The following is a 26394-nucleotide window of genomic DNA, read 5'->3' on the forward strand; positions in this document are numbered from 1 at the left end:
CTGCAAAAAATAATTGAATCGGGCTTACGGGACTGGCTGCATGTCTCCGTCCTTCAGACATAATGCCACTGCTTCCCGCCCTTCCGTTGACCGGCGCCATGTGGCTTCTGGGCAGCTTCGGGGTAGCGGCGGCCGACAACGACAGGCTACCCGGCGGCCATGATGCCGTCTTGCGCGAGCCTGTGACTGAATCCGCGGCATTGCCAAAAATGCCGGTCGCGGTGCCAAAGACATCGGCGCCGATCGACCTGCCGCGCCTTTCCTCCGGCTTTGGCTGGCGTGTCGATCCGATCCTGGGCAGACCCGCCCTGCACAGCGGCATCGACATACCGGGGCCGCTCCGTTCCCCGGTGCTGGCCGCCGCGGGCGGCGTGGTGCATTTCGCCGGCAGGGCCGGGGGCTATGGCAACATGATCGAGGTCGATCATGGCGGCGGTCTCGTGACGCGCTATGCGCATCTCTCCCGATTCCTGGTGCGCTCCGGCGCGCGGGTCGAACGCGGCGAGGAGATCGCGATGATGGGCTCGACCGGCCGCTCGACCGGCAGCCATCTCCATTTCGAGGTACGTCTGAACGGCCAGGCGACCGGCCCGCTTCCCTGGCTCACGGGTGGACCTTTGGCGGTGCGGGTTTCGCCAGGGCCGACCGAACCCCATATCTCTGCTTTTGCCCGCGCCCGCGCGGAGACGGAGTCGGTGGTTGGAGCAGGTCTCTGATGGTTGTGGGGGATCCGGTCGCGCAGCAGCGGCAGGTTACCCCTGCCGCGCGGCGACCCGGCTTGGCAAGCCGGTCGCCGGATGCTTTGCGTCGCGCCATGGAGGGTGAGTCGATCGACGGCCTGCAGCGCGTCATCCTGAACGAGCGTGCGCGGCTGCTCCGTTTCCTCGCCGCGCGCGGCGCGGGCGACGAAGCGGAGGACGTGCTGCACGATCTGTGGCAGCGCGTTTCCGTCGCGCCCGCGCAGCCCGTGGCCGATCCGGTCGCGTATCTGTTCCGCGCCGCGGAGAATCTGATGCGCGATCGCCGCCGGTCGACGGTCAGCCGCGAGCGCCGCCAGATGGATTGGCACGAGGCCGGCCCAACCCCGGAGGAAGCGCCGCTGGGTGAGCGCGTGCTGATCGCGCGTGAACGTGTGCGTCAGGCCGAGGTGATGCTCGCGGGGCTTGGCCCGCGCGTCGACCAGGTGTTCCGCCGCTATCGCCTCGACGGCGTGGGGCAGGCGGCGATTGCCCGCGATCTTGGCGTCAGCCTCAGCTCGGTCGAGAAGGATCTCCAAAAGGCCTATCGCGCCCTCGCCGAACTCAAGGTGCAGTTCGATGCGGAATAGCGAGAGCGGCTCCGTCATGTCAGTGAGATGGGCATGATGGAACAAGGGTCCGGTATGATTGGAGAGGCAGCGCGGCTCTGGGCGATCCGTGCCCATGACGCGTCCTTCGCCGATTGGGACGGGCTGACCGCATGGCTGGAGAGCGATCCCCGGCACCTGACCGCTTATGAAGCGGCCCTGGAAAACGATTCCTGGGCGGCCCAACTCTTCGCCGCGCACCCTCCTGTTGCGGCGTCGACAGCGCCCGCGCACTCCCCCCTGCGCGGGCGCTGGTTTGCCGCGGGCGGTGCGATGGCGGCGGCATTGGTGGCGGTCGTCGGCTCGACGGTGCTGCTGCGCGATGCGCCCGTGCGCGAGGTCGCGACGGCGCGGGGCGAGCACCGCACGGTCGATCTCGCCGATGGCTCGCGCGTCATGCTGAACGGCGACACGCGCGTGTCGTTCGATCCCGATGCGCCGCGCCAGGTCACCCTGGCTCAGGGCGAGGCGCTGTTCGATGTGAAGCATGATGCGAAGGAACCGTTCGTCGTGGTCGCCGATGGCACGCGGCTCGTTGATATCGGTACCGTCTTCAACGTGGTGCGCAGCGGCGGCGCCCTCGACGTGGCTGTCGCCGAAGGCGCCGTCGATTATGAGGCAGGCAAGCAGCGCATCCGGCTCAACCAGGGCGATGCACTGTCCCGGGCCGACCGCGATGCCGCGCCCGCGCTGCGCAGGGCCAGCCCGGAGGGCATCGGCAGCTGGCAATCGGGCCAGCTTCACTATGACGATGCAACGCTTGATCAGGTCGCGCGCGATCTGTCCCGCAACACCGGGCGCTCGATTCGGGTCGCAAACGGGGCAGCGCGCCTTCGCTTCACCGGTACCCTGGTGTTGCGAGGGCCTCCGCGCGAGGTGTTAGCGCGCGCCGGACCCCTGCTCGGCGTGACCTTCGCCGAGCAGGGCGATAGCTGGACGATGACCCCAGCCAATGTCCGGCGGCGCTAACACCGCTCTCTCCCTCCCCCTGATCGCCGCAGTCCTGCTGATCGGCGCGCCTGCTCATGCCCAGGAGCAGTCGGCGGATATCGACGTCCCCGCCGCCCGGCTCGACCAATCGATCCGGCTGCTCAGCAGCCAGAGCGGCACCAGCATCGGTTTTCGCGATTCCCGTCTGGCGACTCAGCGGGTCAAGGCCGTGCGCGGGAAATTCACCGCCGCCCAGGCGCTCGAGCGGATATTGCTCGGCACGCGCCTCGCCGCCCGGCGAGTCGCGCCCAACACCTTCCTCATCGAATATGTGCCGGTCGCGCCGCCGCCCGTACGTGCCGCGCGCGCCGCGCCGCGGCAATCGTCCGCCGTACCGGACGAGACCGCGACGGCGGAAATCGTGGTGACGGGCACCAAGCGTAGCGTACCACTCAGCGTCTATCCCGGCGGCGTGCAGATCATCGACGGCGACGACGTGTCGAAAGCCGATGGCGCGCACGGCACCGATGCGATCGGTGCGCGCGTGGCCAGCGTGGTTTCCACGCATCTTGGCCCGGGCCGCAACAAGCTGTTCATCCGCGGCATCGCGGATTCGAGTTTTGTCGGCCCGACTCAGGCGACCGTCGGGCAATATTGGGGCAATAGCCGGATCACCTACAGCGCGCCCGACCCCAGCCTGCGGCTTTACGATATTCGCAGCATCGAGGTACTCGAGGGGCCGCAAGGCACGCTGTATGGCGCCGGTTCGCTGGGCGGCGTCGTCCGCGTGGTGCCGCGTGCGCCCGATCTGACGACGACCGGCGGGACGATCTGGAGCGGTGCGCAACTCGTGCAGCATGGCCAGGCCGGCGTCGACGGCGGCGTCATCTTCAACGTGCCGATCGTCGATGACCGGCTCGCCTTCCGCGCGCTTGCGTTCGGCTCGATCGACGGCGGCTATATCGACGACACCGGGCGCGGCCTGAAGGACGTCAACGACGTCCGCACCATCGGCGGCCGCGCCGCCCTGCGGTTCGTGCCGGGCGATGACTGGACGGTCGATCTCAGCGGCGTCGGTCAGCGCATCAGCGGCGCGGATAGCCAATATGCCGAACGCGGCGGTGACGGCCTCACCCGCAGTAGCAGCATCGCCCAGCCCTATCGCAACGATTATTGGCTCGGCGACCTGGTCGTGCGCAAGCAATGGGGCAATCTCGAGCTGACCTCGTCGCTCGGCTATGCCCATCAATATGTCTTCGAGCAGTTCGAAGGCGCGGCGCTTGCCGACCCGCTCGACCCGGTGGTGAAGCCGGTCGCGAGCGCCGCTGCTGCCGCCTATATCCAGACCGACCGCATCTCGATGATTACCGCCGAAACCCGGCTCGCGCGCCGGGGCCCGGACGGGACGGGGTGGGTGATCGGTCTCAGCGTGCTCCACAATGAGGCACGGGTGAACCGCCTGATGGATGTCGGGCCGCTCACCGCGATGCTGACCGGCGTGCGCAACCAGGTGGATGAACAGACGCTCTATGGCGAGACCTCGGTCGAGCCGGTCGACCGGCTGACGCTGACATTCGGCGGGCGGCTCACCCATTCCCGTCTGACGGGCGATTCCGAGGATGCGCTCCGTGCCGTCGCCTTCAGGATCGATCCGGGCGCGAACAGCGGCCGATCGGAAACCCGGTTCCTGCCCTCCGCCGCGCTCGCCTGGCGTGCGACCGATCGGCTGACCCTGTTCGCCCGCTACCAGCAGGGCTTTCGCCCCGGCGGAATCGCGGTGCGGCAGGATTTCGTCCAGCGCTTCAAGGGTGACCGGGTCGCCACCACCGAAGGCGGCGCACGTTATAGCGGCCATAATTTCAGCCTGTCGCTGAATGCCTCTTGGTCGCGCTGGAACGACATCCAGGCCGATCTGATCGATGGCTTCGGCTTCCCCACCACGGCCAATGTGGGAGATGGACGTGTCCTGTCGGTCGGGCTGTCGTCACGCTGGCAACCGCTTCACGGCCTGTCGTTCGATGCGTCGATCTACCTCAACGACAGCAAGGTGACCACGCGCGATCTGAGCAGCTTCGTGATCGTCGGCGGGACGACCACCTTGCCGATCGACCTCGCCCAAACGACTTTCGACCGCCTTCCCAATGTCGCCGATGCTACCGGCCGGCTCGGCTTTGCTTATACCACGCCGCTGTCGGACAAGCTCGATTTCGAGGTGAACGGCTATGGCCGCTATGTCGGAAAATCGACGCTCGGGATCGGCGCGATCCTCGGGCAGCTCCAGGGCGATTATCTCGATACCGGCCTCGAATTCAGGGTCGGCACCGCAAAGCGCGCCGTGACGCTGTCGCTGACCAATCTGCTCGACGCCCGCGGCAACCGCTTCGCGCTCGGATCGCCGTTCCTGGTGCGGGACCGCAACCAGATAACCCCGCTTCAGCCACGCAGCGTGAGGATCGGCTTCGACGCCGCATTCTAGTCAGAGCTTGCGCCCGCTCGCGGGACGGGCGCGGAAATCCTCCACTTTGATGCCAAGCCGCGCGACCTTGTCGTAAAAGGTCTTGCGCGGAATGCCGAGCAGCGGGAGTGCCGCGGCCACGCTGCCGCCGGTCGCGCGGAGCGCTTCCTCGATCGCGTCGGCCTCGAACTGATTGACTCGCGCCGGCAGGCTCGGCCGCTCGCCCGTCGGCACTGCGGACGGCGGCTCGGCGAGGCCGAGCACCGCACCGAACGCGAAGTTGCGCAGCTCGCGGACATTGCCCGGCCAGTCGTGCGTGCGCAGGTGCCGGCGCATGCTGTCGGTCAGCAGGAAATCGGCAACGCCTGCCTGTTGTTTCGCCTCCTCGACGAAGCCCGCGAACAGCGGCGCGATGTCCTCCGCCCGCTCGCGCAGTGGCGGCACGCGCAATCGCACCAGGTTCAGCCGATAATAAAGGTCTGGGCGGAAACGGCCGCCGGCTGCGGCGCTCGCAAGGTCGGTCTTGGTCGTGGCGATCACGCGGAGGTCCACGCTGCGCGGACGGATGTCGCCGATGGGATGGACCTCGCGCTCCTCCAACACGCGGAGCAATCGCGCCTGGACGGCGGGCGCCATGCTGTCGATCTCATCGAGCAACAGGGTGCCGCCGCTCGACGCCTCGATCTGGCCGATCCGCGCGAGGCGGGTATGCGGCACGCTGTCGGCGGCATGGCCGAACAGCTCGACCTCGGCGATCGCCTCGGGCAGGGCGCCGCAATTGACCGCGATGAACGGCCGCCCGCGCCGCGCACCGAGTCGGTGCAGCAACAGCGCCGCAAGCTCTTTGCCGGTGCCGGTCTCGCCTTCCACCAGTACATCGATATCGGCGAGCGCGAGTTGGCGGATCGTGCCGCGCAACTGCACCATTGCCCCGCTGTCGCCGATCAGCGGCCCCGCCTCGTCGACCGCAGCTGCCGCGGCACGAAGCCGGCGATTGTCGAGCACCAGCAGCCTCTTCTCCAGCGCCTTGTTGGCGGCGGCGACGAGGTGATCGGTGGCGAAGGGCTTGGTTAGAAAATCGAACGCGCCATCGCGTAGCGCCCCCACCGCCATCGCGACATCGGCATGGCCGGTGATCAGGATGACCGGGATATCGGGGTCGATCGCCCGCACACGCTCGAGCAATTGCAGTCCGTCGATCCCGGGCATGCGAATGTCGGAGATGATCGCGCCGGCAAAGTCCGGCCGAATCTCGGGCAGCGCTTCCGTCGCGCTGGCAAAGGGGCGCACGTGCAACCCGGCCAGTTCGAGCGTCTGGATCGTCGCCTGGCGGAGGTGCGCATCGTCCTCGACGAAGAAGATGCCCTGCTCGGTCGGGAACAGCATCAGGCGCGCTTCAGCCTGAGCGTGAACGCCGCGCCGTCGAGCGCCGAGCTGCCGATCTCGAGCTCGCCGCCGAACTCGCGGGCGATGTCGCGCGCGATGGCGAGGCCGAGACCCAGCCCTTCCGGTTTGGCCGAGACAAAGGGGGCAAAGAGCTGATCGGCGATGGTCGGGTCGACGCCTCGGCCGTTGTCGCCCACCGTCACGGTGACATCGCCACCGGAGGCGGTAGCTGCGATCAGGATGCGCGGAGTCGCTACGCCGTCGACCGCGTCGAGTGCGTTCTGCAGCAGATTGACCAGGATCTGCTCGAGCCTGACCCGGTCGCCCGCGACCTGCGCATCGCGCATCGCGGATGGCAGGTCGACCGTCACGATCTCGCGCGCGCGCTCGCCGAGGATCAGCAGCGCCCCGTCGATCACCGATCCCAGCGCAATCGCGCCCCTTGCGGGCGTACGGCGCCGGGCGAAGTTGCGCAGCTCGGCGGTGATCGATCCGATCCGCGCGGTCAGGTCGATGATCTGCGCCAGATTGCCACGCACAGGATCGATCTGGTCGCGGTCGAGAAAGGTCCCGGCATTTTCGGCAAAGGTGCGGATGGCGGCAACCGGCTGGTTGATCTCGTGCGCCACGCCCGCAGTGATCTGGCCGAGCGAACCGAGCCGGTTGGCCTGGGCCAGCTCCTCGCGCGCGGCGCGGAAGCGCCGCTCGGCCTCGACACGCTCGCGGGATTCGATGGTGAGCTGGCGGTTGGTTTCGCTCAGCTCGGCGGTGCGCCGCACGACTTCCTGTTCGAGTGCGGCTTGTGCCTCGCGCTGGAGATGACGTTTCTCGCGCGCCCGCCATGCCAGCCCGGCGACCACGCCGAGGATGATCAGGATGCCGAGGCCCCAGAGCCGCACGCGCGTCGTCGCGGCGGCGAGCGGTGCGGCAAGCGGTTCGAGATGGACCAGCTGCGAGTCCGCAAGCGGCACCGGCAGAGATCCGACACGATATCGCGCCTCGGTGCCGCCAAGCGTGGCGGTCGCCGCCGCGCCCGACAGGGTGATCGGCGCGGCACGGGGCGGTCCGCTGCCGAACTGCAAGGTCGAGCGCGCCTGCGCCAGGGTCGCCGCATCGAGCGGATGCGTGGCGCGGAATCGCCAGGCGGGCACGCTGGTGATCAGGATCACGCCGTGCGCATCGGTGACGAAGCTCGGCCCCGGCGTGCGCGCCCAGATCGCCTCGAGCCGGTCGAACTCCACCTTCACCACCACGACACCCACTGCGCGCCCACCGACTTCGAGCCGCCGGGCGAGGAACAGGCCCGGCCGGCCACTGATCGTGCCGAGCGCGAACAGCTCGGAGGCGCCGCGCGCCATGGCACCCCGGAAATAGGGGCGGAAACTGTAATTCTGCCCGACAAAGCTGGTTGGTAACTGCCAGTTGCTCGCCGCGACGGTCAGGCCGTTGGCGTCGATGGCGTAGATCGCAGCGGCATCGGTGCGGTCGGCGAGCAGTTCGAGCGTGCGATTGAGCCGCGCGACCGCGGCCGGCGCATGAGTCTCCAGCGCGGTCGCGACATCGGGATATTCGACCAGCACCAGCGGCAGCAGCCGAAATTTCTGCAGTTCGCTGGCGAGCAGTCCGGCATGGCTCCGCGCGGTCTGGGCCGCGGCGGCATCGGCCGCCATGTCGGCCTGTGCGCGTGCCCAGCGGCTACCTGCCCAGAACAACAATGCCAGCGCCATCAGCACTGTCAGCGCCGCGACGATCAGCCGGATTCCGGACCGGTTGACGGGCCACCGCCCGCCGACGATCGCCGATCCTGTCACTGGCAAAACATTGTACAAGTTGTTGTACGACGTTCCGCCGAAATGTCAGTGACCCTACTGACATTTTCGACATGCGCGACAGTGCTCGTCCCATCTCCCGTGCGCCGGCTCGATTCAACTTGCTCATTGGCGCGGCTATCCCGCTTGATGCCATCCGCATGTCCAACCGTTTTCAGCCGAGCCATTGGAAGGCGCAGCCGGGAAGGGCCGGTGCCCGGTCGCGCCGATCTGCCAAGGCTATGTCCTTCCGTCATATGCGCGGCATATCACACAAACTGCATATGTCATGTGCGGAAATGCGCACAAAGCGGCGCGGGCCATATAGCAGGAATTCTCATGTAACTCTTATTTTCCAATATCTTGCTTCAAAGCCTCGAAACTCTCCCAAACGACGTTCTGGCGCCGTATTTTTACATCCAGCCGCTCACCAGAAAGCGGCCGACAGCGCGTGCTCGCGCGCCGAGAGGGCCTGAATGACGATCACCGTCGCCACTGCAACCGATCAACCCCGCAAGCGCGCGCCGCTGTGGCAGCATCTCTATGTGCAGGTGCTGGTCGCGATCCTGCTGGGCGTGACGCTCGGCCATTTCTGGCCGAGCTGGGGCGCGGCGATGAAACCCGTCGGCGACGGTTTCATCAATCTGGTGAAGATGGTCATCGCACCGGTGATTTTCCTTTCGGTCGTCAGCGGGATCGCCAGCGTCCGGCAATTGTCGTCGGTCGGTCGGGTAGCGGCCAAGGCCTTCGGCTATTTCCTCGCCTTTTCGACGCTGGCGCTGATCCTTGGCCTGATCGTCGCCAATGTCGTGCAGCCGGGCGTCGGCATGAATGTCGATCTCACGACGCTCGATCAGGGCGCCGTCGCCAGCTACTCGCACAAGGCGCACGAGACGACGATCACCGGGTTCCTGTTGTCGATCATCCCGACGACGATGGTCTCCGCGCTGACGGACGGTTCGATTCTGCAGACCCTGTTCGTTGCGATTCTGTTCGGGATTTCCATGTCGCTGGTCGGCAAGCCCGCCGAGCCGGTACTGGAACTGATCGAACGGCTGGCGCTGATCGTGTTCAAGCTGGTCGGTATCCTGATGCGGGCGGCGCCGATCGGCGCGTTCGGCGCAATGGCCTTCACCATCGGCAAATATGGCGTCGGTTCGTTGGTCAATCTCGGCGCGCTGGTCGCGACCTTCTATCTGACCTCTTTGTTCTTCGTGCTGGTGATCCTCGGCGCGGTCGCGCGAGCGCATGGCTTCTCGATCGTCCGGCTGATCGTCTATCTGCGCGCCGAGCTGCTGCTCGTGCTCGGCACCTCCTCGTCCGAGGCAGCTTTGCCCAGCCTGATCGGCAAGATGGAAGCGGCCGGCTGCGACAAGACCGTGGTCGGGCTGGTCGTGCCGACCGGCTATTCGTTCAACCTCGACGGCACCAATATCTACATGACGCTCGCGGCGTTGTTCATTGCCCAGGCCTGCAATGTCGACCTGTCGCTGTGGCAGCAGGTCAGCCTGTTGCTGGTTGCGATGCTGAGCTCGAAGGGCGCTGCGGGCGTCACGGGGGCTGGCTTCATCACCCTGGCATCGACCCTGTCGATCGTGCCCGATGTGCCGGTCGCCGGCATGGCGCTGATCCTGGGCGTCGACCGCTTCATGTCGGAATGCCGCAGCCTGACCAACTTCATGGGCAACGCCGTCGCGACCGTGGTGGTCGCGCGCTGGGAAGGCGCGCTCGATCGCACCCGCCTCGATGCGGCGATGGCCGGCAATCCACTGCCACTGGAACAGGTGATCGCGCCAGACATCGAGACGGCGCCCGCCGAATGACAAGACAAAAAAATGGGGAGAGAAGAAATGACTTTTGCAATCCGATCGGCGGCCCTGCTCGCCGGAACTGCCTTTGCCGCGCTCGCGACCGCCGGCGCCTGGGCGCAGGAAACGCCGGCCGCAGCCACGGTCGCGCCGCAGGATAATGGCGCGGATGCTGACGCAGCGGAACCGACCAAGGACATCGTCGTCGTCGGCTCGCAGATCAAAGGGTCGAGCGTCAGCGCCGCGCTCCCTGTCACCGTGCTCGATTCGAAGCAGATCGACGCGACCGGCGCCCTGACCGGCGACGACCTGATCCGCGCCATCCCGCAAATGGGCGACGTCACCTTCAATCCGTCGAACAACCCGCAGACCAGCAACGCGGCGCGCGGCGACGTCAATTCGATCAACCTGCGCAACCTTGGCGTCGGCAACACGCTGGTACTGCTCAACGGCCGTCGCCTCGTCTCGCATCCGGTGAGCCAGGCCGGCGAGGGCAACGTCCCCGTGCTCGGCTTCAACTCCAACTCGCTGCCGGTCGCCGGCATCGAGCGGCTCGAAGTGCTGCGCGACGGGGCGGCCGCCATCTACGGCGCCGATGCCGTGGCCGGCGTGGTCAACACCGTGACCAAGAGCGACTACAACGGCGTTTCGATCGACGGCCGCTTCGGTTTCGCCGAGGGCACGCACCGCAAGGAATATCAGATCACCGGCTTCGCCGGCACCGACTTTGCCGGGGGCCGCGGCAATGTGTCGCTCTATCTCGATTATACCAAGCGCACCGCGCAGCTTTCGGGCGACGAGGCCTATACCGCGACCAATAATCTGCGCTCTTTCTTCGAAGGCACTCCTTTCGCCTTTGCCGTCAACGCCAATTCCGACAGCCGCGCCACTCAGTCGCCCTGGGCGAACCTGGCGGTCGTCGGCGGCCCGGGCACGATCCGCCGCGGCACGACCGCCGTTACCAACTCGACGGGCGCCTTCCACACGCAGTCGGCGCTCAATCCGGGCTGCGTCATCACGATCGGTGCGGATACCTGTCTCGGCACCGGCACCCGCGCGACCGGCACCACGCTGCGCGAGGAACGCTTCGACAATGCCGCCGACACCACCGTCTCGCCGCGCATCAGCCGCTTCAACAGCTTCCTGAGCGCGCATTACGACGTCTCGGATTCCTTCACTTTCTATACCGAGATCGGTTATTATCAGGCGAAGAGCCACGCAATCCAGCCACCGACGATCAACCTGAACGCGATCGTGGTGCCGGCCACCAATTACTGGAACCCGTTCGGCCCGACCGTGTTCGCCAACGGCACGGCCAACCCCAATCGCATTCCAGGCCTCACCAACGTGCCCGCCGCCGGCCTGCCGGTGCGCCTGACGACCTACCGCTTTGTCGACACCGGGCCGCAATATGTCGACGTGACCAACTCGCAGTCGCGTTTCCTCGGCGGGGCGAGGGGCAAGATCGGCAGCTTCGATTTCGACACTGCTTTCCTCTATTCCGAAGCGATCGCGACCGACCTGTCCGACGCAGTCAACATGACCAAGCTTCAGCAGAGCCTCGCGCTCTCGACGCCCGACGCGTACAACCCGTTCAGCGGCGGCTGCTCGGCCAATCCGAGCATCGGCGATTGCTCGCCCTCCTCGCAGGCGGCGATCGACGCGATCCGCTTCAAGCTGCGCCGGCATGACAAGACCACCCTGGCGCTGGGCGATTTCAAGGTGTCCAACGGCCATCTCTTCGCGCTTCCCGGCGGCGATGTCGGCATCGCGGCGGGCATCGAGGGCCGCCGCGAGACTCAGCGCGACGATCGCGATCCGAACCTCGACGGGAGCATCCCGTTTGTCGATGCGGTGACCGGCGACATTTCGCTCAGCAATGTCGCGGCGGTCAGCCCGACCCCATCGACCAAGGGCGACCGCTTCGTGGCTTCGGCGTTCGGCGAGCTTGCGGTGCCGCTGGTCTCGCCGGACATGAACATCCCGCTGATCCACCGCCTCGATCTTCAGCTGGCCGGCCGCTACGAGCATTACAGCGATTTCGGGTCGGTCGCGAAGCCGAAGGTTGCGGCTGCCTGGGACATCGTCGACGGCCTGCGTTTGCGCGGTTCCTGGTCGCAGGGCTTCCGCGCCCCGAACCTCGAACAGACCAAGACGGTGCAATATTCGCGGCTAAGTTCAAGCAGCGTGATCAACCAGGATTTCTATCGCTGCGAAGCTGACGTGAACAAGGCGGTCATCGCCAATTTCAACACCTGCACGCGCAACGTCAGCTACACCATCCTGATCAGCGGCAACCCGGACCTGAAGCCGGAGGACAGCACCAACTGGACGGTCGGCGCGGTGATCGAGCCCAAGTTCATCCCGCGCCGTTTCGGCCGGCTGACCCTGACCGCCGATTTCTGGTCGATCCACCAGGTCGGCATCGTCGGCCAGTTCGGCGCGCAGAACGCGCTCGTCCTTGATTACCTCCTGCGCCTGCAGGGCTCGAGCAACCCCAATGTCATCCGCGCGGCGGTGACGCCGGACGATACCGCGGTGTTCGCCGGATCGGGCCTCGCGCCGGCCGGGGCGATCCTCCAGATCAAGGACCAGTTCACCAACCTGCTGCCCCAGACGGTGCAGGGCGTGGATCTCGCCTTGCTGTACCGCATCAACAATACCGGGATCGGCGATTTCGATCTCAACATCAACGCGGCGCGGCTGACCAAATATGCCCGCGAGAATCCGCCTCAGGTGCAGACCCTGTTCGATGCGCGCGCAGCCGGCACGATCGACGTGGCGACCCCGCTCATCGACGGCAGCGACCTGATCGAGGTCCGCGGCAAACCGAAATGGCGCGTCACCGGATCGCTGACCTGGACGCTCGGCCAGGTGCAGGTCGGCGGGTTCGCCAACTTCATCAGCGACGTCAACGACACCACGTTCCTCGATGCGAAGGGCAACCCCTATGTCATCCAGGGCCAGACGACCTTCAATCTCTATGCCCAATATCGCTTCAAGGGCGGTGCGCTGAACGACACGCGGATCCGGGTCGGCGCGCGCAACCTGTTCGACAAGCAGCCGCCGATCACGTCTGACGGCTATTTCGGCTCGCTCTATAATCCCTACGGCCGCTACTGGTACGTATCGATCGGCAAGAAGTTTTGAGGAAGACGCGGATGAAGATGGGCAAGGTCGGGTTCCTGTTGGCGGCGTCGCTCGTGGCGCTGTCCCCTGTAGCGGCAGTCGCGCAGGTGCAGGCGCCCGTCCCCCCGCCGGTGATCGCCACGGTGGTGCCGCCGGCCAGGACGATCCTGTTCGTCGGCAACAGCTTCACCCAGGGCGCGCATTCGGCAGTGCGTCGCTATCGCCCCGATACGGTGACCGATCTCACCAATGACGGCACCGGCGGCGTGCCCGCGATCTTCAAGCTGATGACTGAGGAGGCCGGGCTCAACTACGCCGTCAGCCTGGAGACCCAGGGCGGGAAGGGCCTGGATTTCCACTATAACACCAGGCGCGCGCTGCTCGATCGCAAATGGGACGTGGTGGTGCTGCAGGAATTCAGCACGCTCGACCGGGCGAAACCGGGCGATCCGGGATTGCTGCTGACCTATTCCAGGCTGTTCGCGGCGATGTTCCGCCAGCGCAATCCAGCAGTGCGGATCGAGTTCAGTTCGACCTGGTCGCGCGCCGACGAAACCTATGAGCCCGACGGCCATTGGTTCGGCAAGCCGATCGCCACCATGGCGCTTGATCTGCGCGCCGGGGCCAATCTTGCTTTGGCCAATCGCTCGATCGACGGGATCATCGCGGTCGGCGAGGCGTGGAACCGCGCCTTTGCCGAAGGCGTGGCAGATCCCAATCCCTATGACGGGACCGATTTCGGCAAGACCGATCTGTGGACCTATGATCAGTATCACGCGAGCACGGCCGGCTATTATCTCGAGGCGCTGATGGTCTTCGGCAAGGTGACGGGACTCGACCCGCGCTCGCTCGGCGCGAATGAAAAGGCGGCGGACGATCTGGGACTGTCGCCAAGACTGGCGGCGGCGCTGCGCGATATCGCTTTCAGGCAGCTTGAGGCCGAGAAAGCACCGCGCTGACCAGATCGGCGGGGTGGTTGAGGTTCCCGATCGGAAAGGGCTCGTCGACCGCCCGCGCGCCGGCCTCGGCGATCCAGCTTCGCACGGCGCGGTTACCCCGGGTGAGATGCTCGCTGAGCAGAGAGCGGTAGCCGATCGGCCACCAGCCGATCAGACGTTGGTGCCGCAGCACGGCGGGCGTCCGACCTTGCAGCCGCGTCACCAGGTCGCCCGGCAGGGGCAAGGCGTCCACGGGCACTGACAGAACGGCGTCGAAACCATGGGTTGCCGCATGATGCAGCGCCGCCTCCAATCCCGCCAACGGCCCGATCCGGCCTTCGCGCAGATCGGGTAGCGCGAGGAGGCCGGGCCATTCCCGGCCACAGATCGCCACCCTCTCCACCTGGGGGCGTACCGTCTCGATCACATGGGCGATCATCGGTCGGCCATCGATCATCGCCAGCGCCTTGTCGCTGCCGAAGCGGCGCGATTGCCCGCCTGCGATAATCGCGCCCAGCACCCGCATCAGAAATCCAGGATCATGGCGGTAGCGCCGGCCGGCTCGGCCGGGGCATCGCGACCGCGCCGGATCAGCACATTGGTCGACGCGAGACTGGCCTGGGACGACGCCGCCTGCCGGTCGAGCGCCCTGACGGTGATCCCATCCCAATCGCCGCATAGGAAGCTTTCGCGATTGCCCGCTTCGCCCACCGGTGCGCCAAGCGCCGCCGGCCGCCAGCCCAGCGCCGCACCGGCCTGCCTGCCGCTGAGCAGGCACAGCAACGGCGCGAGGAACAGCCGCGCCGTCACCAGCGCGGCGGTTGGATTGCCGGGCAAACCCAGCACCTGCATTCCGCCCGCCTGACCATACCAGACTGGCTTGCCCGGTTTGATCGCCACGCCCGCAAAGACCCGGTCGAGCCCGAGCGCACCCAGCGCATCCCGCGAAAAATCCCGGTCGCCGACCGAGGCGCCGCCGGTGACGATCAGTATATCGGCCTCCGCCATCGCGGCCTTGGCCCGGGCTTCAATCATATCGCTATCGTCAGGCACCAGGGCCATGCCCGTGATCGTCGCGCCCCATTCAGTCGCGAGCGCGGCGATAGCGAGCGAGGTGCTGTCAGGGATCGACAGCGCGCCGCCGCTGGCGAGGCCCGGCCGGGACAGCTCGTCGCCGGTCGCCAGGATGAAGACGCGCGGCTGGCGCCAGAGGGTCAGGGTTGCGGCATCCGCTGCCGCCGCGACCAGCATCGCCCGGGCATCGAGCCGGCGGCCGGCGGACAGCAGGGGCGCGCCTGCCGCGAAATCGGATGCGCGCGGCCGGACATGGCGGCCGCCTTTGGCGGCAGGGATGGCAACTTCGTCACCGTGCCGCATTGCCAGTTCCTGTGCGATTACCCGGTCAGCACCGTCCGGCATCGGCGCGCCAGTGAAGATCCGTACTGCCTCGCCCGGTCCGATCGCCCCCCGGAACGGGCGCGCAGGGAAGGAGGCGCCGACGATTTTCAGGCGCGCGCCCTGTGCACCACAGACGGCATAGCCATCCATTGCCGCCAGATCGGCACGCGGGGAATCAAGACGGGCCAACACCGGCCTTGCCAGGATGCGCCCCGCGGCATCGGCCAGCGCCCCCCGTTCCTGCCCGAGCGGCGCGGTCACTGTCGCCATGCGCGCGATCGCGGTGTTGAAATCGAGTGTCGCGTGGCAGGGCGCAGCGGGGCGGATGGCGAAGGCAAGGTCAGACATGCCGGCGTGCCGCATCGAGGATCGCGTTGAGGTCGGCCGGGCGGCGCGCGCGCATCGCCTCGCCGATCAGGATCAGCGCCGGCCCGCCGGTCGCGCTGCCGATCGCGATCGGCAACAGGTCGAGCCGCGTATGGACCAGCCGCTCCTCGGCGAGGCTCACATCCTTGGCGATCAGCACCGGCGTCGCGGCGGACAGGCCATGCGCGATCAGCTTGCGGTAGATCTCGGCCGCGGCGCCCCGGCCCATATAGAAAACCAGCGTGGAGTCCGGATCGGCCAGCGCCGCCCAGTCGAGATCGATCGCCTCGCCCGCCCGCGTCTGGGCCGTAACGAAGCGCACCTGCCGCGCCGATCCGCGCAGCGACAGCGACACCCCAGCGCTCGCGGCGGCAGCGCTGGCCGCGGTGATGCCGGGGCAGATGCGCGCCCGCACCCCCGCCTGCGCCAGCGCGTCCATCTCTTCCGCCGACCGGCCGAAGACCGACGGATCGCCACCCTTCAGCCGTACGACACGCTCGCCATCGAGCGCTGCCTGCACCAGCAGAGCGTTGATCGCTTCCTGAGTGCGCGAATGCCGCCCGGCGCGCTTGCCCACTGGCACGCGGCGTACATGGTCAGGGATCAGGTCGAGCACGCCCGGCCCGACCAGTGCGTCGTGAAATATCACTGAGGCAGCGGCGATCAGCCGCTCGGCCTTGCGCGTCAGCAGATCGGGGTCGCCGGGGCCGGCCCCGACCAGCCAGACTTCGCCGGGGGCGATGAGCTCAACCATAAGCGGCTTCCTTTTGACCTGGGAGCAAGGCGGCGATGGCGGGGCGGCACGATCCGCAATTGGTGCCGGCGTTGATCGCGGCGCCGACGGCCTCGACACTCACGAGGCGCTGCGCGGCAATCGCGTCGAGAACGGTGTTGAGCCCGACATCGAAGCAGACGCAGATGATCCTGCCGCGATCGGGCATCGGCGTCGCCGGGCGCCCCGCGAGCAACTCGAACGGCGCGGCATCCGCCTGGCCGAGCTGCGCGATCAGCCAGTCGCGCGGCGGCAGTCCGCCACTGCGCGAGACGAACAACGCTGCCCGCAGCATGCCGTCGGCCATCACCGCGGAGCGGATCACGCCGCGCTTGGGGTCGATCATCTCGGCCCGCTCGCCCTCGGGCAGCAGCGCGGTCAGCGGCGCGATATCGCCGTCGCCCGCCAGTTCGGTCAGCCAGCCGCTCGCGGTGCGGATCCGCGTCCAGTACGCGCAATCGGGTTTGGCCTGCAGGTCGCGCGACAGCAGGAAACCGCTCCAGCCGGGCTTGTACGGGGTGGCAGTCGCCGGCGTGTTCTTGAAGCCGGGCTGTCCCGATACCGGGTCGCGGTCCCGCGCCGGCAACAACCCGGCTCGGCCCGCGCCGCTTGTCTGGTCGGTCCAGTGGATCGGCACGAACAGCTCGCGCCGCCTTTGGTCGGGCGTGCTGGCCACCCGGAAGATGCTCGATCCTTGCGCCGTCTGCACCCGCGCCAGCCCACCATCGGTCAGGCCGAGGCGTTGGACCGTATCGGGATGTACCTCGACCAAAGGCTCGCGGCGATGCTGGGACAGCTTCGGCGACAGGCCGGTGCGCGTCATGCTGTGCCACTGGTCGCGATAGCGCCCCGTGTTGAGGCGCAGCGGAAAGGCGCGATTGCCATCGTCGCGTGGCACATGACGAACCGGCACCAGCCGCGCCTTGCCGTCGGGCGTGGCATAACCCCGCGTCGCAAAGGGCGAGGCGCCGCCCCATTGGAACGGCGCCATCGCGTCATACTCCTCGTTCGAAATATCCGTCTTGTCCGAGATGTCGAGCACCCGCGCGCCGTCATTCTCGAAGCCGGTCTGCGCGGCGAATTCGCGGAAGATGCTCGCCGCATCGGGATAGTCGAACCCGGCAAAGCCCATTCGCTTTGCCACTTCGGCGATCGCCCACCAATCCGGCTTCGCCTCGCCGGGTGGCGTCATGAAGCCACGCTGGCGCGAGACGCGGCGTTCGGAATTGGTGACCGTGCCGTCCTTCTCGCCCCAGCCGGAGGCGGGCAGCTTCACTTGGGCGTAGAAGCTGGTGTCGGTGGCCGCGATGCAATCGGAGACCACGACGAACGGGCAATTGGCCAGCGCTACCCGCGCCATCCGCGCATCGGGCAACGAGACGGCGGGGTTGGTCGCCATGATCCACACCGCCTTGATCCTGCCCTTCGCCATCGCGTCGAACATGTCGACCGCCTTCAGGCCGGGGCCGGGGCAGATCGTCGGGGACTGCCAGAAGCGCTGCGCCCGGTCGCGCTCCGCGTCGCTGAAACCCATATGCGCCGCCAGCATGGAGGCGAGCCCGCCGACCTCGCGCCCGCCCATCGCGTTGGGCTGGCCAGTGATGCTGAACGGCCCAGCGCCCGGCTTGCCGATCCGCCCGGTCGCAAGGTGCACGTTGATGATGGCATTCGCCTTGTCGGTTCCGCTGATCGACTGGTTCACCCCTTGGCTGAACAGCGTCACAGTGCGTGGATGCTCGGCGAACAGGTTGTAGAATGCCTGGAGATCGGCGGGTGCGATATCGCAGGCCTTCGCGACGTCGCTGGCAGCCAGGCCTTTCCAGAACCCCTCGGGCACCGCGACATGCTCGGCGAGATAGCGCCCGTCGAGCCGCCATACCGATCGCATCTCGGCGAGCAGCCCGGCGAACAGCGCGACGTCGCTGTCGGGCGCGATGGCGAGGTGGAGGTCGGCCCGCTCGGCGGTCTCGGTGCGGCGAGGGTCGATCACCACCAGCTTCGTCCCGCGGCTGCTGCGTGCCGCTTCGATACGTTGCCAGACGATCGGGTGGCACCAGGCAGTGTTCGATCCGACCAGGACGATCAGGTCGGCCGCGTCGAGATCGTCATAGCTGCACGGCACCACATCCTCGCCGAACGCCCGGACGTGCGCCGCCACCGCGCTTGCCATGCACAGCCGCGAATTGGTGTCGATATTGGCGGTGCCGATGAATCCCTTCATCAGCTTGTTGGCGACATAATAATCCTCGGTCAGCATCTGGCCCGAGGCGTAGAAGGCGACGCTGTCTGGGCCGTATTCGGCGATCGTCGCGGCGAAACGGCTGGCAACGAGGTCTAGCGCCTCGTGCCAGCCGGCCCTCTCCGACCCGATCATGGGGTGTAACAGGCGGCCTTCCAGCCCGATCGTCTCGCCAAGATGCGTGCCCTTGGAGCAGAGCTTGCCGCGATTGGCGGGGTGGTCGGGGTCGCCGGCGATGGTGGCGGTGCGGGCGGAGGTGAGGGTCGCGACGACGCCACAGCCCACACCGCAGTAAGGACAGGTGGTTTTGACCATCATTCCCCTCCCTGCAAGGGAGGGGCCAGGGGTGGGTCAGCTTCGAGGGGGCTCGATGCCCCCTCGAAGCTTTGTACCCTGTCGCGACGAGTCTTGATGGGCGCGCAGACGCGCGCACCCACCCCCAGCCCCTCCCTTGCAGGGAGGGGAGGGCTCACGCCGCCACCCCCTCGAGCGCAGCAGCGCGCCCGATCAGGATCCGCCCCCCATCCACCTTCACCGGAATCACTGGCACGCACCCCTTGTCCGCGCCCAGCGCCTCGCCCGTCACCAGCGAGATGCGCCAATTGTGCAGCGGGCAGGTCACCGTCGTGTCGTGGACGATGCCCTGGCTGAGCGGCCCGGCCTTGTGCGGGCATTGATTGGCCAGCGCATAGACCTGGCCATTGGCGGTATGGAAAATCGCGATCTCGCGCCCGCCCCGCACCGGCAGGGTCCGTGCGCCGAGCGCCGGAAGCTGATCGACCGGGCCGATATCGAGCCATTCGGGTTCCATCACGCGACCTCCAGCTTGCGGGCGGGAACAGGCGCGGGCGCCGGGCGGATCTCGGCAAGATGTTGGTGGAGTTTCCAGTCTTCGCCCGCCGCGCGTTTCGCCCAGGGATCGTCCTGCATGAAGCTTTGCGAATGGAGGAACCGCGCCTGCAACGCCTCGCGCCCGGCGTGGTCGTCGACGATGCGCTGCCGGATATAATCCAGCCCGACCCGCTCCACCCAGGGCGCGGTGCGGTCGAGATAGCGTGCTTCCTCGCGGTAGAGCTGGATGAAGGCAGCGCAATAATCCATCGCTTCCTGCTCGGTCGCGACCTTGCACAGGAAATCGGTGCCGCGCAGCTTGATGCCGCCATTGCCGCCGATCGACAGCTCATACCCGCTGTCGACGCAGATCACGCCGATATCCTTGATCGTTGCCTCGGCGCAGTTGCGCGGGCAGCCCGACACCGCGATCTTGAACTTGTGCGGCATGAAGCTGCCCCAGGTCATCTGCTCGATCCTGATGCCCAGCCCGGTCGAATCCTGCGTGCCGAAGCGGCACCATTCGGACCCGACACAGGTCTTCACCGTGCGCAGCGCCTTGGCATAGGCATGGCCGCTGACCATGCCCGCGGCATTGAGATCGGCCCATACCGCGGGCAGATCCTCCTTGCGGATGCCGAAGATGTCGAGCCGCTGCCCGCCCGTCACCTTCACCATGCGCGCCTGATATTTCTCGGCGACATCGGCGATCGCGCGCAGTTCCTTCGGGTTGGTCACCCCGCCCCACATGCGCGGCACGACCGAATAGGTGCCGTCCTTCTGGATGTTCGCGTGCATCCGCTCGTTGACGAATCGCGACTGGTTGTCGTCGACGAATTCGCCCGGCCAGGCGCAGAGCAGGTAATAATTGAGGGCAGGGCGGCAGGACGAACAGCCATCGGGCGTGGTCCAGTGCAGCTCCTGCATCACCTGCGGGATCGCCTTCAGCGACTTCTCGATGATCAGCCGGCGGACATCCTCATGCGTGAAGCTGGTGCATTTGCACACGGTCGGCGCCGCGCGCTCGCCGGCATAATCGTCGCCCATAGTGATCGCGAGCAGCCCTTCGACCAGCCCGGTGCACGACCCACACGACGCCGATGCCTTGGTGCAGGCGCGCACGGCGTCGAGCGTGCACGCGCCGCCCTGGATCGCCGCGACCACCTTGCCCTTGGATACGCCGTTGCAGCCGCAGATCTCGCCGTCGTCGGCCATCGCCGCGACGGCGGCATTAGGGTTTGACGATGCCCCTCCTCCCGAGGCGAAGGCCTGGCCGAAGATCAGGGCGTCGCGGATAGAGGCAACGTCTTCCTGCTTCTTCAGCAGGTCGAAATACCAGTTGCCGTCCTGCGTATCGCCATAGAGCACCGCGCCGATCAGCCGGTCGTCCTTGACCACCACCCGCTTGTAGATGCCGCGCGAGGCGTCGCGCATGACGATGTCCTCGCAGCCTTCGCCGCCCGAGAAATCGCCGGCGGAGAAGACGTCGATGCCGGAGACCTTGAGTTTGGTCGACGTGACCGATCCGCCATAGCCATTGGGCGTCGCGACCAGCCCGTCCGCGAGGCTGCGGCACATGTCCCACAGCGGCGCGACCAGGCCATAGACCTGACCCTGATGCTCGACGCATTCGCCGACTGCGAGAATGTCCGCATCCGAAGTGACGAGATGGTCGTCGACATGGATACCGCGGCCGATCGCCAGCCCCGCATCGCGCGCCAGCTTCACATTGGGGCGGATGCCGACTGCCATCACCACCAGGCTCGCCGGTATCTCGCGCCCGTCCTTCAGCAGCACGCCCTCGACCTTGCCTTGACCGATGATCTGGGCGGTGTCGGCCCCCGTCAGGATCGTCTGGCCGCGCCGTTCAAGCTCTTCCTTGAGCAGCCAGCCGGCCGCTTCGTCGAGTTGCCGCTCCATCAGGGTCGGCATCAGGTGAAGTACCGTTACCTTCATGCCGCGCAGGCACAGGCCATGTGCGGCCTCGAGCCCGAGCAGCCCGCCGCCGATCACTACCGCATCGCCCCCCGTCGACGCCGCGCGCAGCATCGCGCCGACATCGTCCATGTCGCGGAAAGTGACGACGCCCTGCAGGTCGTGCCCAGGCACCGGGATGATGAAGGGATCGGAACCCGTCGCGAGCAGCAGCTTGTCGTACCTCTCGATCCGGCCCGACCGCGCGGTGACGGTGCGCCCCACCCGGTCGATCGCCACGATCGGATCGCCAGCGACCAGGTCGATCGCATTGTCGGCGTACCAGGCGTGATCGTTGATCACGATGTCCTCGAACGACTTGTCGCCTGCCAGCAGTGGCGAGAGCATGATGCGATTATAGTTCACCCGCGGCTCGGCGCCGAAGATGGTGATGCGGTATGTCGCGGCGTCGCGCGCGAGGATTTCCTCGACCGCGCGGCACCCGGCCATGCCGTTGCCGATGACGATGAGATGCGGTTGGTCGGTCATATCGCCCACTCCAGGGACAGCCAGAATTTATGCGTGTCAGTCGCGAAGCGATCGGCGTCGTAGGACGCGTATTTGGCGAGCGCGGTGTACCGCCCGCGCTTGACGCTCGCCTGCAGGTCGATCTCGTCGCCATAATGCTGGGCGACCCGGTCGCTGTCGAAACGGTGGTAGGCGGCGGTCAGGTCGATCGAGGCGAAGGGCCCGACCTTCTTCCAGCCATAGCCCGCCGAGGCATAGGCATCGCGCAGGCCATCGGGCGGGGTGACCAGGAACTTGTCCGCCCAGCCGTTGAACTTGTGCAAGGTCGCGAGCGGCGTCTGGAAGCTGGTCAGCGCCACGCCCTGATCGGCGCCGAGCACCTCGTAACCACCGCCGACTTTGAACGCGGCCAGCTCCAGCCCCAGCTCGCCGGCATAATAGCTGGCGGCATAATGGTTCGGGTTGCGGCCGTAATCGCTCTGCCGCGCATAGCTGGCCAGATAAGTGATCTTCGCCTTCGGCCCGATCGCCCGGCCCCCGGCGAAACGCACGCCATAAGTCTGGCTGCTGTTGCGCAGCACCAGAGCCCGGTCCTGGTCTGCCAGATAGGCAAAGCCGGTCAGCGTGCCGAGCGGGGTCGTGAGGGAGAGGTTGGCAAAGACATTGTCGCCGCTCACCGACTGGTACCGCGCCGGGCCGTAGCGATTGCCGCCGTCGATCCCCCAGATGGTCCGGTCGGCCCAGGCATAGGTCACATCCGCCTTGAGGTTCTTCACGCCCGACCATTCGATCCGCGCGGCATCGAAGGTCTGCTCGTTGTCGCGCCAGCCGACCGATCCCACGAAGCGCTGGTCGTCGAGATTGATTCGCTGCCTTCCGACCGTAACGACCGTTTTGGGCAAGCCGCGATACTGGAGCTGCAACCGGTTCAGCTCGATATTCTGCGCATCGGGCACCAGCGGAAAGCCGGTCTTGCCGTTGAGCCCGCTATTATACTGCTCCGAAAGCGCCAGCACTGCCTCGCTCTCGGCGAGCAGCGCGAAGTCGCCGGCTTTGGCCTCCACGCCGCTGCGGATACGCATCGTCACGGCATCGGCATCGGGGGCCAGCGGCGCCTGGTCGACATGCTCGTAGCGCAGCCGGGCATCGATCAGCGGTTTCAGGGTGACGGGCCCGGCAAGGGCTGGTGTCGACACCAGCCCCACCAGCAGGAAGGGAAGGGCGCGCATCAGATCCGCACGCCATCGGTGGCCGCGCCCCAGGTGCTGCGCCAGCGTGCCTTGACCATGGTCAGTCCGGCCAGCGCGACCAGCGCCAGTCCGGCAAAGATCAGGAAGCCCGTCGCCGTGCTGCCGGTCAGCTGCTTGGCGAAGCCGAGCGAGGAAGCGAGGTAGAAGCCGCCGACACCGCCGCCGAACCCGACCAGCCCGGTCATCACGCCGATCTCATGGCGAAAACGCTGCGGCACGAGCTGGAACACCGCGCCATTGCCGAAGCCAAGGGTCGCCATCACCAGCAGGAACAGCGCCATGGTGCCGACCAGCGAGGCCGGCGCGGTACTGATCGCAACCAGCGTCGCCGCGGCCAGGCCATAGACGACCGTCAGCGTCTTCACGCCGCCGACCCTGTCGGCCGTCGCGCCGCCGAACGGGCGGACCAGCGATCCAATGAACACACAGGCCGCGGTGCAGTATCCCGCCATGACCGGGCTGAGCGCGAACTGGTCGGTGAAATAGATCGACAGGCTGGCGGCAAGGCCGACGAACCCGCCGAACGTCACGCCGTAGAACAGCATGAACCACCAGGCATCGGCCTGCTTGAGCACGGCCAGATAGGCGCCAAGCGTCTTCGGCGCGGGCCGGTCGGGCGCGTCCTTGGCCATCGCCATGTAGAGCACGAACACCATAGCGAGCGGGATCGCTGCCAGCCCGAACACCGCATTCCAGCCGAACGCCTTGGCGAGCAGAGGCGCGAACAGCGAGGCGAGCACGGTGCCCGAATTGCCCATGCCGGCAATGCCCATCGCCTTGCCCTGATGCTCGGCCGGGTACCAGCGCGAGGCAAGCGGCAGGGCGACCGCGAAGCTCGCCCCGGCAAAGCCGAGCACTAAGCCGACCGCAAGTGTTCCGGCGAAGCTGTGTATCCCGAATGCCCATGCCGTCAGCAGCCCGGCAATGACGATGATCTGGCCGATCGCCCCGGTGCGCTTCGGGCCGATCCGGTCGACCAGCACGCCGTTAACCAGCCGCAGCACGGCGCCGGCAAGCGTCGGCACCGCGACCATCAGCCCCTTTTGCGCGGGCGTCAGCGCCAGATCGGCGGCGATGATCGGCGCGAGCGGGCCGAGCAGCACCCACACCATGAACGCGAGATCGAAATAGAGAAAGGCGGCGATCAGCGTGGGGCGATGTCCCACCTGCCAGAAACCTTCTCCCTTGCCGGCGCCCTTGCCCGCGGTGCCGATCGTCGTGATGGGCGGCTGTGGCTGAGCGATCGGCCGGTCTTGCAGCGCCTGAGCTTGCGTCATCTGCTTCCCCTTCGAGCAAACGCAAAAAAGCCGCCGCGACGACCGTTGCGAAACGGTGCCGGACGGCGACTTTGCCAGAATTTTCGGTGGTGCCGGGTGCTACGTCGTTGCAGCGATCCAGCGGTCGGATGAAAGCTGACGCGGATCGCGATTCGATGCAAGCCCTTTTTGCATCGCAGCGTAAATCAGGGCCGATTCGACCCTAACAAATAGGCCTCAAGCGCATCGGGATCGAAACTGCGCGCATCGAAGAACCGGTCGGCGCCCAGGATCAGCCGCCCCTGCGTCGTTCCCACGCCTAAGGAATCGGCAATACCGCCTTCCAGCTTCGAACTTGCACCCGGCAACGGCACGCCGAGCGGGCGAAGCGCGGCCCGGTAGATATCGGGCCGGAAAACATGCTGCGCTGCACGGTAATCCGCGTCGTTCGCGTCGGTATGCCCCGCCAGGCACATCTGCGCGTAAAGCCACGCCGCCTGGCTGACCCAGGGGAAGTTGGCGGCTTCGCGGTGCTGGAACATGAAATCGGGCACGTGAATCGCAGGATGGCCATGCGCGAACAATATCTGGTCGGAAATGGCGCGACGGATCAGCGCCGCCGACCCGTCGAGATATTCGGGCCGCGCGAGGATGTCGGCGATCTCGTCGAGCCGCGTCGGATCGACGAACGCAATGCCTGCCCGGTACAGCGCCCGGATCAGGCGATGGGTGAGATCCGCATCCTCGTCCATGCGAGCGGTGCGCATCGCGAGCACCTTCTCGACGCCGCGCAGCCAGATTTGCGAGGTGACCGCGACGATCACCCCCACGCCGCGATCCACCGCCACACTGTTCCACGGCTCGCCGACGCAGATGCCGTCGACCTCGCCGCTCGCCAGCGCATCGGCGGCGAAAGGGGGCGCGACGGTAACGATCTCGACATCGCAGTCGGGATCGATACCGCAGCCGACCAGCCAATAGCGCAGCATGTAATCATGGCTCGAATAACGGTGCACCACGCCGAAGCGCAGGCGTTTGCCACCACTGCGCACGACCGCGGCCAGCTTCGCCCCGATCCCGGCGACATCGCCCGGCTGGCCGACGATCGTAACCTGTTCGGCCAGATCGGGCCGCAGGGTGATCGCATTGCCGTTCAGCCCAAGCACGAACGGCACCGAGATCGGCGTCGCAGGCCGGCCGAGCCCAAGCGTCGTCGCGATGGCCAGCGGCGCCAGCAGATGCGCGGCATCGCTGTGGCCGTAGAGTAGCCGGTCGTTGACCGTCGCCCAGCTCATGTCGCGGACCAGCGTCAGGTCGATCCGCTCCTCCTCGGCAAAACCGAGTTCGCGCGCCAGGATCGGCAGGGCCGCGTCGACCAGGGGCAGGAAGCCGATGCGGAACGGCGTGTTGCTCATAGGTCCCCCATCAGCCGGTCGGCGGTGACGATTGCGTCGGCGACGTCGCCGATCCGCCGGCCGCTATCCATCGCTGCCTTCCGCAGCGCGGCATAGGCGGCAGGCTCGTCGATGCCGCGCTTCTTCATCAGCAGCGCCTTGGCCTGGTCGATCGCCTTGCGTTCGGCCAGTGCGCCGCGCGCCTCGTCGAGCTCGGCACGCAGCCGCGAATAGGCACGGAAGCGCCGGATCGCGAGCTCGAGCACTGGCTTGATTCGCTCCTTCTTGAGGCCATCCACCACATAGGCGGAGACCCCGGCATCGATCGCCGCCTCGATCCCGGCGGTGTCGCTCTGGTCGACGAACATCGCAACCGGGCGCGCCATCGCGCGCGACAGCGCGAACAATTCTTCCAGCTCGTCGCGGTGTGGGTTGGCGAGGTTGATCAGCACCACATCGGGCGCGAACGCCTCGAGTCGCGCGGCGATGCCCAGGCGTTCGTTGAAGATCGCGACATCGGTCAGGCCCGCGTCCCGCAGGCCTTCCTCGATCACCGCGGCGCGCGCGGCGCTTTCGTCGACGATCGCAATCCGCACCAGGACAGCCTTTCTTGCTGCAACGCGGCATAGACGTCCCGGGGCAGGTAG

General features: G+C 67.0%; 19 protein-coding genes. 7 read left to right on the forward strand and 12 right to left on the reverse strand.

The features are described 5' to 3' along the window. Positions 1-98 precede the first annotated feature (98 nt). From WC729_RS27530 to WC729_RS27545, 4 genes are all read left to right on the forward strand, one after another. Entirely contained in the window at positions 99-716 is a 618-nt protein-coding gene (locus WC729_RS27530) for a M23 family metallopeptidase (protein WP_372857865.1), read from the forward strand. Positions 717-814: 98 nt separating this feature from the next. Then, positions 815-1327 carry an RNA polymerase sigma factor gene (locus tag WC729_RS27535; RefSeq protein WP_372857867.1) on the forward strand — a complete coding sequence of 171 codons (513 nt, stop codon included), beginning with the start codon at positions 815-817 and terminating at the stop codon, positions 1325-1327. A gap of 36 nt (positions 1328-1363) precedes the next feature. Then, complete coding sequence (locus WC729_RS27540; protein WP_372857869.1) at positions 1364-2314, forward strand: FecR family protein; 951 nt, start codon at positions 1364-1366, stop codon at positions 2312-2314. Beyond that, positions 2298-4751: a TonB-dependent receptor domain-containing protein gene (locus WC729_RS27545; RefSeq protein WP_372857870.1), complete on the forward strand. Its 2454-nt coding sequence runs from the start codon at positions 2298-2300 to the stop codon at positions 4749-4751. The genes WC729_RS27540 and WC729_RS27545 overlap by 17 nt, the downstream gene beginning before the upstream one ends. Here WC729_RS27545 and WC729_RS27550 read toward each other — a convergent pair whose 3' ends face one another. Further along, a complete protein-coding gene (locus WC729_RS27550) occupies positions 4752-6116 on the reverse strand; it encodes a sigma-54-dependent transcriptional regulator (RefSeq protein ID WP_372857872.1) in 1365 nt (454 codons plus the stop codon). It abuts the gene before it with no gap. Further along, positions 6116-7927 (reverse strand): sensor histidine kinase, encoded by a 1812-nt coding sequence (locus tag WC729_RS27555; RefSeq protein ID WP_372857873.1) that lies wholly within the window; start codon positions 7925-7927, stop codon positions 6116-6118. The genes WC729_RS27550 and WC729_RS27555 overlap by 1 nt, the downstream gene beginning before the upstream one ends. A gap of 473 nt (positions 7928-8400) precedes the next feature. Here WC729_RS27555 and WC729_RS27560 point away from each other — a divergent pair, with 473 nt between their 5' ends. Genes WC729_RS27560 through WC729_RS27570 form a run of 3 tightly spaced genes read left to right on the forward strand, consistent with a single transcriptional unit; the run spans position 8401 to position 13820 of the window. Further along, positions 8401-9747, forward strand: coding sequence for a dicarboxylate/amino acid:cation symporter (locus WC729_RS27560; RefSeq protein ID WP_372857874.1), 1347 nt, complete (start codon positions 8401-8403; stop codon positions 9745-9747). A 27-nt stretch (positions 9748-9774) separates the two neighbouring features. Then, a complete protein-coding gene (locus WC729_RS27565) occupies positions 9775-12882 on the forward strand; it encodes a TonB-dependent receptor domain-containing protein (protein ID WP_372857875.1) in 3108 nt (1035 codons plus the stop codon). Between the two features lie 11 nt (positions 12883-12893). Beyond that, entirely contained in the window at positions 12894-13820 is a 927-nt protein-coding gene (locus WC729_RS27570; RefSeq protein WP_372857876.1) for a DUF4886 domain-containing protein, read from the forward strand. On the opposite strand, the gene WC729_RS27575 is transcribed toward WC729_RS27570, so the two are convergent. The 10 genes from WC729_RS27575 to WC729_RS27620 all read right to left on the reverse strand — a co-directional run bounded on the left by WC729_RS27575 (position 13786) and on the right by WC729_RS27620 (position 26343). Continuing rightward, a complete protein-coding gene (locus WC729_RS27575) occupies positions 13786-14325 on the reverse strand; it encodes a molybdenum cofactor guanylyltransferase (protein ID WP_372857877.1) in 540 nt (179 codons plus the stop codon). The two genes, WC729_RS27570 and WC729_RS27575, sit on opposite strands and share 35 nt — an antisense overlap. Next, positions 14325-15545 (reverse strand): molybdopterin molybdotransferase MoeA, encoded by a 1221-nt coding sequence (locus WC729_RS27580; RefSeq protein WP_372857878.1) that lies wholly within the window; start codon positions 15543-15545, stop codon positions 14325-14327. The genes WC729_RS27575 and WC729_RS27580 overlap by 1 nt, the downstream gene beginning before the upstream one ends. Beyond that, on the reverse strand, positions 15538-16317 hold the full coding sequence (gene cobA, locus WC729_RS27585; RefSeq protein WP_372857879.1) for a uroporphyrinogen-III C-methyltransferase: 780 nt from the start codon (positions 16315-16317) through the stop codon (positions 15538-15540). Before cobA ends, WC729_RS27580 begins: the two co-directional genes overlap by 8 nt. Beyond that, positions 16310-18892, reverse strand: a complete 2583-nt coding sequence (locus tag WC729_RS27590; protein WP_372857880.1) for a molybdopterin-dependent oxidoreductase — start codon at positions 18890-18892, stop codon at positions 16310-16312. Before WC729_RS27590 ends, cobA begins: the two co-directional genes overlap by 8 nt. Positions 18893-19043: 151 nt before the next feature. Beyond that, the gene (nirD, locus tag WC729_RS27595; RefSeq protein ID WP_372857881.1) at positions 19044-19385 is read right to left on the reverse strand and encodes a nitrite reductase small subunit NirD; all 342 of its coding nucleotides are present in this window, start codon (positions 19383-19385) and stop codon (positions 19044-19046) included. Beyond that, complete coding sequence (gene nirB, locus WC729_RS27600) at positions 19385-21868, reverse strand: nitrite reductase large subunit NirB (protein WP_372857882.1); 2484 nt, start codon at positions 21866-21868, stop codon at positions 19385-19387. The genes nirD and nirB overlap by 1 nt, the downstream gene beginning before the upstream one ends. Next, a complete protein-coding gene (locus tag WC729_RS27605; protein ID WP_372857883.1) occupies positions 21865-23076 on the reverse strand; it encodes an alginate export family protein in 1212 nt (403 codons plus the stop codon). Before WC729_RS27605 ends, nirB begins: the two co-directional genes overlap by 4 nt. After that, the gene (locus tag WC729_RS27610) at positions 23076-24374 is read right to left on the reverse strand and encodes a nitrate/nitrite transporter (protein WP_372857884.1); all 1299 of its coding nucleotides are present in this window, start codon (positions 24372-24374) and stop codon (positions 23076-23078) included. Before WC729_RS27610 ends, WC729_RS27605 begins: the two co-directional genes overlap by 1 nt. A gap of 185 nt (positions 24375-24559) precedes the next feature. Further along, positions 24560-25768, reverse strand: coding sequence for an ABC transporter substrate-binding protein (locus WC729_RS27615; RefSeq protein ID WP_372857886.1), 1209 nt, complete (start codon positions 25766-25768; stop codon positions 24560-24562). Next, a complete protein-coding gene (locus tag WC729_RS27620) occupies positions 25765-26343 on the reverse strand; it encodes an ANTAR domain-containing response regulator (RefSeq protein ID WP_372857888.1) in 579 nt (192 codons plus the stop codon). Before WC729_RS27620 ends, WC729_RS27615 begins: the two co-directional genes overlap by 4 nt. Positions 26344-26394 lie beyond the last annotated feature (51 nt).

Source organism: Sphingomonas sp. (assembly GCF_041661825.1).
Lineage (GTDB): Bacteria > Pseudomonadota > Alphaproteobacteria > Sphingomonadales > Sphingomonadaceae > Sphingomonas.